Origin of the sequence: Streptomyces sp. SID1328, assembly GCF_009865595.1 — a bacterium.
GTDB classification, from domain to species: Bacteria; Actinomycetota; Actinomycetes; order Streptomycetales; family Streptomycetaceae; genus Streptomyces; species Streptomyces griseoluteus.
Window position 1 is genome coordinate 1 of record NZ_WWKH01001028.1, and the last position, 5,673, is coordinate 5,673.

Annotated in this window: 5 protein-coding genes and 1 pseudogene; 3 read left to right on the plus strand and 3 right to left on the minus strand. The window is 73.8% G+C overall.

All coding sequences use genetic code 11. The annotated features are described in order from the left end of the window. A pseudogene (locus GT030_RS36960) lies at positions 1-135 on the plus strand (serine/threonine protein kinase); the annotation flags it as partial. A 38-nt stretch (positions 136-173) separates the two neighbouring features. Here the strand turns inward: GT030_RS36960 and GT030_RS33210 are convergent. Together GT030_RS33210 and GT030_RS36965 are read right to left on the minus strand one after the other, a co-directional pair. Next, positions 174-1,469, minus strand: coding sequence for a hypothetical protein (locus GT030_RS33210; protein ID WP_237522994.1), 1,296 nt, complete (start codon positions 1,467-1,469; stop codon positions 174-176). A gap of 197 nt (positions 1,470-1,666) precedes the next feature. Then, positions 1,667-1,795: a DLW-39 family protein gene (locus GT030_RS36965; protein ID WP_003999697.1), complete on the minus strand. Its 129-nt coding sequence runs from the start codon at positions 1,793-1,795 to the stop codon at positions 1,667-1,669. A gap of 327 nt (positions 1,796-2,122) precedes the next feature. Here GT030_RS36965 and GT030_RS33220 point away from each other — a divergent pair, with 327 nt between their 5' ends. Next, positions 2,123-2,512 carry a DUF6344 domain-containing protein gene (locus GT030_RS33220; RefSeq protein WP_161204248.1) on the plus strand — a complete coding sequence of 130 codons (390 nt, stop codon included), beginning with the start codon at positions 2,123-2,125 and terminating at the stop codon, positions 2,510-2,512. Between the two features lie 126 nt (positions 2,513-2,638). Here the strand turns inward: GT030_RS33220 and GT030_RS33225 are convergent, their stop codons facing one another. Next, a complete protein-coding gene (locus GT030_RS33225; RefSeq protein ID WP_031179064.1) occupies positions 2,639-2,827 on the minus strand; it encodes a ferredoxin in 189 nt (62 codons plus the stop codon). 446 nt (positions 2,828-3,273) lie between these two features. On the opposite strand from GT030_RS33225, the gene GT030_RS33230 reads away from it, so the two are divergent. Further along, on the plus strand, positions 3,274-5,673 hold a 2,400-nt coding region (locus tag GT030_RS33230; protein ID WP_237522995.1), incomplete at its 3' end, for an AAA family ATPase.

Below are 5,673 nucleotides of genomic sequence, written 5' to 3' on the forward strand. Positions count from 1 at the left end.
GAGACCCCCCGCAGCCCCGGTCACCGCGCCCACTCCCGTCCCCGGCCGGGCCCTTCCGCCAAGGTCGCCGTACCGGTGCTGTTACTGGCGCTGGTCTGTTATGCCGTCGGCTTCTGGGCCCTGACCCGCGTCTGAGACCGCCGAGCAGCATCCGGGCCGCCCAGCGGCCTGCCTTACGACTGCCGGCGTTGGCTCCAGGGCCCGGACCCCACTCCAGACCGCCGAGCCAGCAGCGTCCACGCCCCCAGCCCCAGCAGCAGCGCCGTCCCGCCGCCAAGCCCGCCGTACGCCAGCACCCGCATCGTCGGATCACCGCCCGCGGTGCCCCCGGTGCCCCCGCTCGGAGCCGGCCCCCAGTCGCCCGTGCTCACAGAGAAGAGATCCGTCGGCTCGGTGCGCCCCCGGTACTTCGGGCCGGCGTGGGCAGTCCCGTTCAGCCGGACTCTGAGCGTCACGCCGAAGGGGCCCGTGCCGAAGGAGTCCGCCAGGCGTTCGCTGAGGTGGACGACCAGGTAGTAGTCCCCCGCGAACCGCACCCCGTTCTCCCCGCTCGGCACCGCGTAACGGTTGGCGTACTCCACCGGCGGGACCGGGGCGAGGGACACCGCGCGGCGGGTGCCGGTGTAGCCGAGGGCCGCGTCGTCGACGGGGGCGCGGGCCGGGTTGAGCAGGGAGAGGGTGAGGGCACCGCCGACGTAGCCGTGGCCGGTGGCGGCAGACAGTTCGGCGCCGGCGTGCACCTGGCGCCCCCAGTCGACCGGCACCCTGTAGAAGGCGGTGTCGCCGGGGGCCAGGCGGGTGCGCCAGACGCCCTGGCCGAGCAGACGGGCGGAGGAGAAGCCCTCACCTCCCCTTCTCTCGCGCGGGGCGTCGCCGGGCGGCTGGGGCGTGGCGGAGTTCCAGGCACCAGGCGGCGTGGTGGGGCCGGTGGCGGCGAGACCCGGTTCGGTGGCGGGGGCCAGCTCGAGGTCCCAGCGGCCGGGATCGGAGTTCTTGGCGTCCAGCCGCTCCACCAGCAGGTAGTACACGGCCGCGCTCTGGCACAGCGACTTGCCGGTGTCCCGCTGGCCGACGGCCGTGACGGGACGGGGGCTGAGTCCGGCGCCGAAGGACGCGGAGGAGTAGAAGCAGGGGTTGCCGTCGGCGTCCTGGAGCGAGACCCGTATGCCGTCCGTGGCGGCGACGGTCGCGCCGCGCGGGGGTACGACGGTGACGGGGACGTAGGCGTTCGCCGTGGCGGTGAGGGGGAGCCGGTAGTAGAGCCGGCCGTGCGCGGGGAGCGAGCTGCGGTAGGTGTGGCCGGGCACGAGCGTCCGGGCCCCGGCGGTGTCCGGAGACCCGGCGAGGTTCTCGGCGCCCGGCGTGAAGGCGTACCCGTCCGGGGCGGCCACCGCGGGTGTGCCGGCCAGAGCCCACACCACGGCTCCCGCGCACAGCCCCCGTACCGCGTTCCGCAACCCCCGCCGCATCAGCCGCCCCCTGCCCCTAGGTCACCGCGCCGGGGCCCATCCTGCCCGGTACCGCTTGCGCCATCAGGGTTTTCGCGCGGCCGTCCGAAACACCGGGGCTCTCAGGGACGAGGCGTACCTCACGTTCCGGGGTCCGGCAACACAGAACCCCGGCCGCTCGAGCGACCGGGGTTCGTTCAGACCGTGGTGCCGGGGTTTCAGGAACCGGTGGGCACGGAGTCGGTGGCCTCCGTCCACAGGTCCTGCTCGGCGCGATCCGCCTGGATCTGGCGGTACACAAGGAGACCGCCGATGGCGGCCAGTGCGACCAGGAGCAGCTTCTTCACCGCGCGACCTCGTCTTTCGTTGACGTAGGGGACCTCTGGCGCCCGACTATACACACCGACCGAGACCGATCGGTGACCTGCGCCGGGCCCCCAACTCCCGTCTCCCGGCGGCCCCGAGCCGTTGCGATCGGAGGGTGATCACACCCGCACAGAGGGTGGTGTTCCTCCCCTTTAGGGACAGCTGCAGGGGTTTTCCGCCACCTTGCACCCATCCGAGTGGTGTTCATCTGAACATCGACGCGCCACGGGCGTCGGTCCACCACTTCGCCGCCCACATACACATCATGAGGAAAGTACGCAAATCGCCCAACCTGAAAGTGAGGGGCCATGGCCAGGAACAAGGTCATGACGCTGTGGACCGCCATCGTCACCGCCTTCCTCGCGCTGTGCACGGCGCTCGGACTCGTCACCGCGACCGCCCCGGTCGCCTCGGCCAAGACCGAGAGCCCGAGTCACGGCAGCACGGAGCACAGCGCACCGGAGGCACCGGCGGCCGCCGGCCACCAGATCTGGCCACAAGCCAGGTCCCTGCCCCCCACGATGAAGCAGCGCATCCGGGCCGAGGCCCACGGGAAGTCCCCCAACTGCCGGCACCGCTCACTGGCCGGACGGGAAGCGGGCGTCCTCGCCCCGCACCGCGTGAACCCCCCTGATCGCACCGAGACCACGCACCGGCAGGAGAGCACCGAGCAGTACGCGTCCCACCTGGACTGCTGAGACCGCCGAGCCCCACGGCAGGCATCCAGTACCGCGGACGTCTCGACACACTGGCGACTTGCGTACCCGACCGTCGACACGGAACGCCCCCCGGCCACCGGCCTGGGGGCCCGCACCGCGTCCGCCTCATTCCCCCAGCAGCACGGCCTGCGAGGGACACCTCTCCACGATCTCGCGCACCAGCGGATCGTCTCCGGAATCTTCCCGGCCGGGCCTGACCACGCCGTACCCCTCGACGAAGTCGAAGACCTCGGGAGCGCGGTACGCGCACTCGGCCGAGCCGTAACAGACCTCGCGGTCCACGGACACCTTCATGCGTCCTCCCCTGCTCGCACGGGCGACCCCGGACCCCTCGACGGCCCGCGCCCACGACGTCCCTGCCCCGGAGATACGCGCCCGAACCGGTCGCGCCACCGCCCGTCCGGCACCGGTCCCTCCCCTCGTGGGGACCGGTACCGAACGGAGCGGGGGGTCTTCGTCCCGAGCCGTGCCGGTGTGCCCGGCACGGTGGGTCCGTGGATCTCGTGGCGTCCCGCCACGCCGTTGGCCGCTCCCGGTGAACTTTGACCGAGAACGTTCGGCGCCGGGCGGGACCCGTTCGCGGACCGGGCCGGTGGCCTGTCCGGACGGTGTGTGACAGCTCCGCTACCGCGATGCGATCCTGCCATCTGTGGCAACCGGCGAGGAGGTCCGGACTGCGGAACCAGGGCTTTCCCGCAGGTCAGCCGTATAGGGTGAGTTTTCCGGTCCGGACGCATCAGATGGGGGAAGTGAGGGGTGGGACCTTGGGTTCCGACTCAGGGGCACGCACAGCCTTCGCCGAACGCCTCGCCCTGCTGTACCGGGAAGCCGGGAATCCGCCCCTGAAAAGCGTCTCGGAGGCGGTCGTCCGGCTCCAGCGGGTGGACGAGCGGGGCCGTCCGGTACGGGTCTCCGCGCAGCGCATCAGCGACTGGCGGCGGGCCAAGAACGCGCCCGCCCAGTTCGCCGCCCTGGCCGCCGTCCTGCAGATCCTCATCCCCGAGGCCCGCCGCGCCAGCCCCACCCCGGTCTCCAGCGGCCTGTACGACCTGGCCCAGTGGCAGCGGCTGTGGGAACGTGCCCTGGCCGACCCGGTCGGCGAGCGCCCCGAGGGCCCCGCGGCCGAACCCCCTCCCGCCGACTCGCCGGTGTGCCCGTACCGGGGCCTCGCCTCCTACCGGCAGCAGGACGCCCGCTGGTTCTTCGGCCGGGAGCGGGGCACGGAGGCGCTGGTGGCCCAGTTGCGGGCCGCCGAGCGCGGCGGGGGACTGGTGATGCTGGTCGGTGCCTCGGGCGCCGGGAAGTCCTCCCTCCTCAACGCCGGCCTGGTGCCCGCCCTGGAGGAGGAGGGCGCGCACACGGTCCTCCAGCTCGTGCCGGGCGCCGATCCGCTGGGGGAACTGACCCGCCTGGTGCCGGCCCTCGCCCCGCTCGCCGCCGAGGCGCGGGCCGCCGGGGAGGGGGACCGGAGCCCGGCCGCCGGGGCGATACGGGAAGCGGTCACCGAGTGGGCCCTCGACCGGCGGCCACCGGGCACCGTCACCATCCCCGGCCCCCGCTCCTCACCCGAGTCCCCGGCGCCCGCGGCCCGCAGGACGGCCCGGCCGGTGCTGATCGTGGACCAGTTCGAGGAGACCTTCACCCTCTGCCCGAGCGAGGCCGGCCGCCGGGCCTTCGTCCAGTTCCTGCACGCCGCCTGCACCCCCGGTCCTGCCGGCCCCGCCCCCGTCCAGGTCGTCCTCGGCATCCGCGCCGACTTCTACGAGGAGTGCCTCGGCTACCCCGAACTCGCCGACGCCCTCCAGCACCGGCACATGGTGCTCGGCCCGCTGACCACCGCCGAACTGCGCGAGGCGGTGACCGGACCGGCGCGGGCGGTGGGGCTGGAGCTGGAGGCGGGCCTGACCGAGCTGATCGTCCGCGAGGTCAGCGCCGACGGCCCGCGCGGCGCCCATGACGCGGGCGTGCTCCCGCTGCTCTCCCACGCCCTGCTCGCCACCTGGCAGCGCCGCAGGGCCGGCCGGCTGACCGTGGCCGGGTACCGGTCGGCGGGCGGCATCCAGGGCGCGGTCGCGGCTACCGCCGAGCGCGCCTGGTCCGGGCTCGACCCGGCCGCCCGCACCGCCGCACGGCTGCTCCTGCTGCGCCTGGTCCGGCTCGGCGAGGACACCCAGGCCACCCGCAGGCGCGGCACCCGGCGCCAGTTGGCAGCCGAGTCCACGGACCCGGACAAGACCGAGGAGTCGCTGGAGGCGCTGGTACGCGCCCGGCTGGTCACCCTCGACGCGGAGACCGTGGAGATCACCCACGAGGCGCTGCTGCACGCCTGGCCCCGGCTGCGGCACTGGATCGACGACAACCGGGGCGACCATCTGCTGCGCCAGCGGCTGGAGGAGGACGGCCGGGCCTGGGAGGACTCCGAGCGCGACAGCTCCCTGCTGTACCGGGGCTCCCGTCTCGAGCAGGCGCGCGGCTGGGCGGAGACGGCCGGGGACACCTATCTGACGCGGGGCGCCCTGGACTTCCTGGCCGCCTCGGTACGGCTGCGCAAGCGCACGGTGCTGATCAGCAGGGCCGCGGTGGCCGCGCTCACCGTGCTGGCGGTGCTCGCTGCGGGGGCCGCGGTGGTGGCCTGGCAGCAGCGGAACGACGCGGTGTTCGAGCAGGTCCTCGCGGAGGCCGACCGGGTCCAGCACACCGACCCCTCGCTCGCGGCGGGCCTCGACCTGGTCGCGCACCGGCTGCGCCCGGACGACGAGGGCGCCTACAGCAGGCTGATCTCCATCGTGAACGCCCCGCTGGCCACCCCGCTCACCGGTCACACCGGCGCCGTCTACCTGACCTCCTTCAGCCCCGACGGCAAGGTCCTCGCCACCGCCAGCTACGACCGCACCGTCCGCCTGTGGAACGTCGCCGACCGGGGGAACCCCAAGCCGCTGGGCGCCCCGCTGCACGGGCACCGGTCCTGGGTGAGCAGCGCGGTGTTCAGCCCGGACGGGCACACCCTGGCCAGCGCGGGCGACGACGGCACGATCCACCTCTGGGACGTCACCGACCCCGCTCACCCGAAGTCCCTGGGGGAGCCCCTCACGGGCCACGACGGCACGATCTACCTGGTCCCTGGAACATCATGCAGGACG

Coding starts and splice junctions, on each gene's coding strand:
- GT030_RS33220 (WP_161204248.1), top strand. CDS start 2,123: ATGGCCAGGAACAAGGTCATGACGCTGTGGACCGCCATCGTCACCGCC.
- GT030_RS33225 (WP_031179064.1), bottom strand. CDS start 2,827: ATGAAGGTGTCCGTGGACCGCGAGGTCTGTTACGGCTCGGCCGAGTGC.
- GT030_RS33210 (WP_237522994.1), bottom strand. CDS start 1,469: ATGCGGCGGGGGTTGCGGAACGCGGTACGGGGGCTGTGCGCGGGAGCC.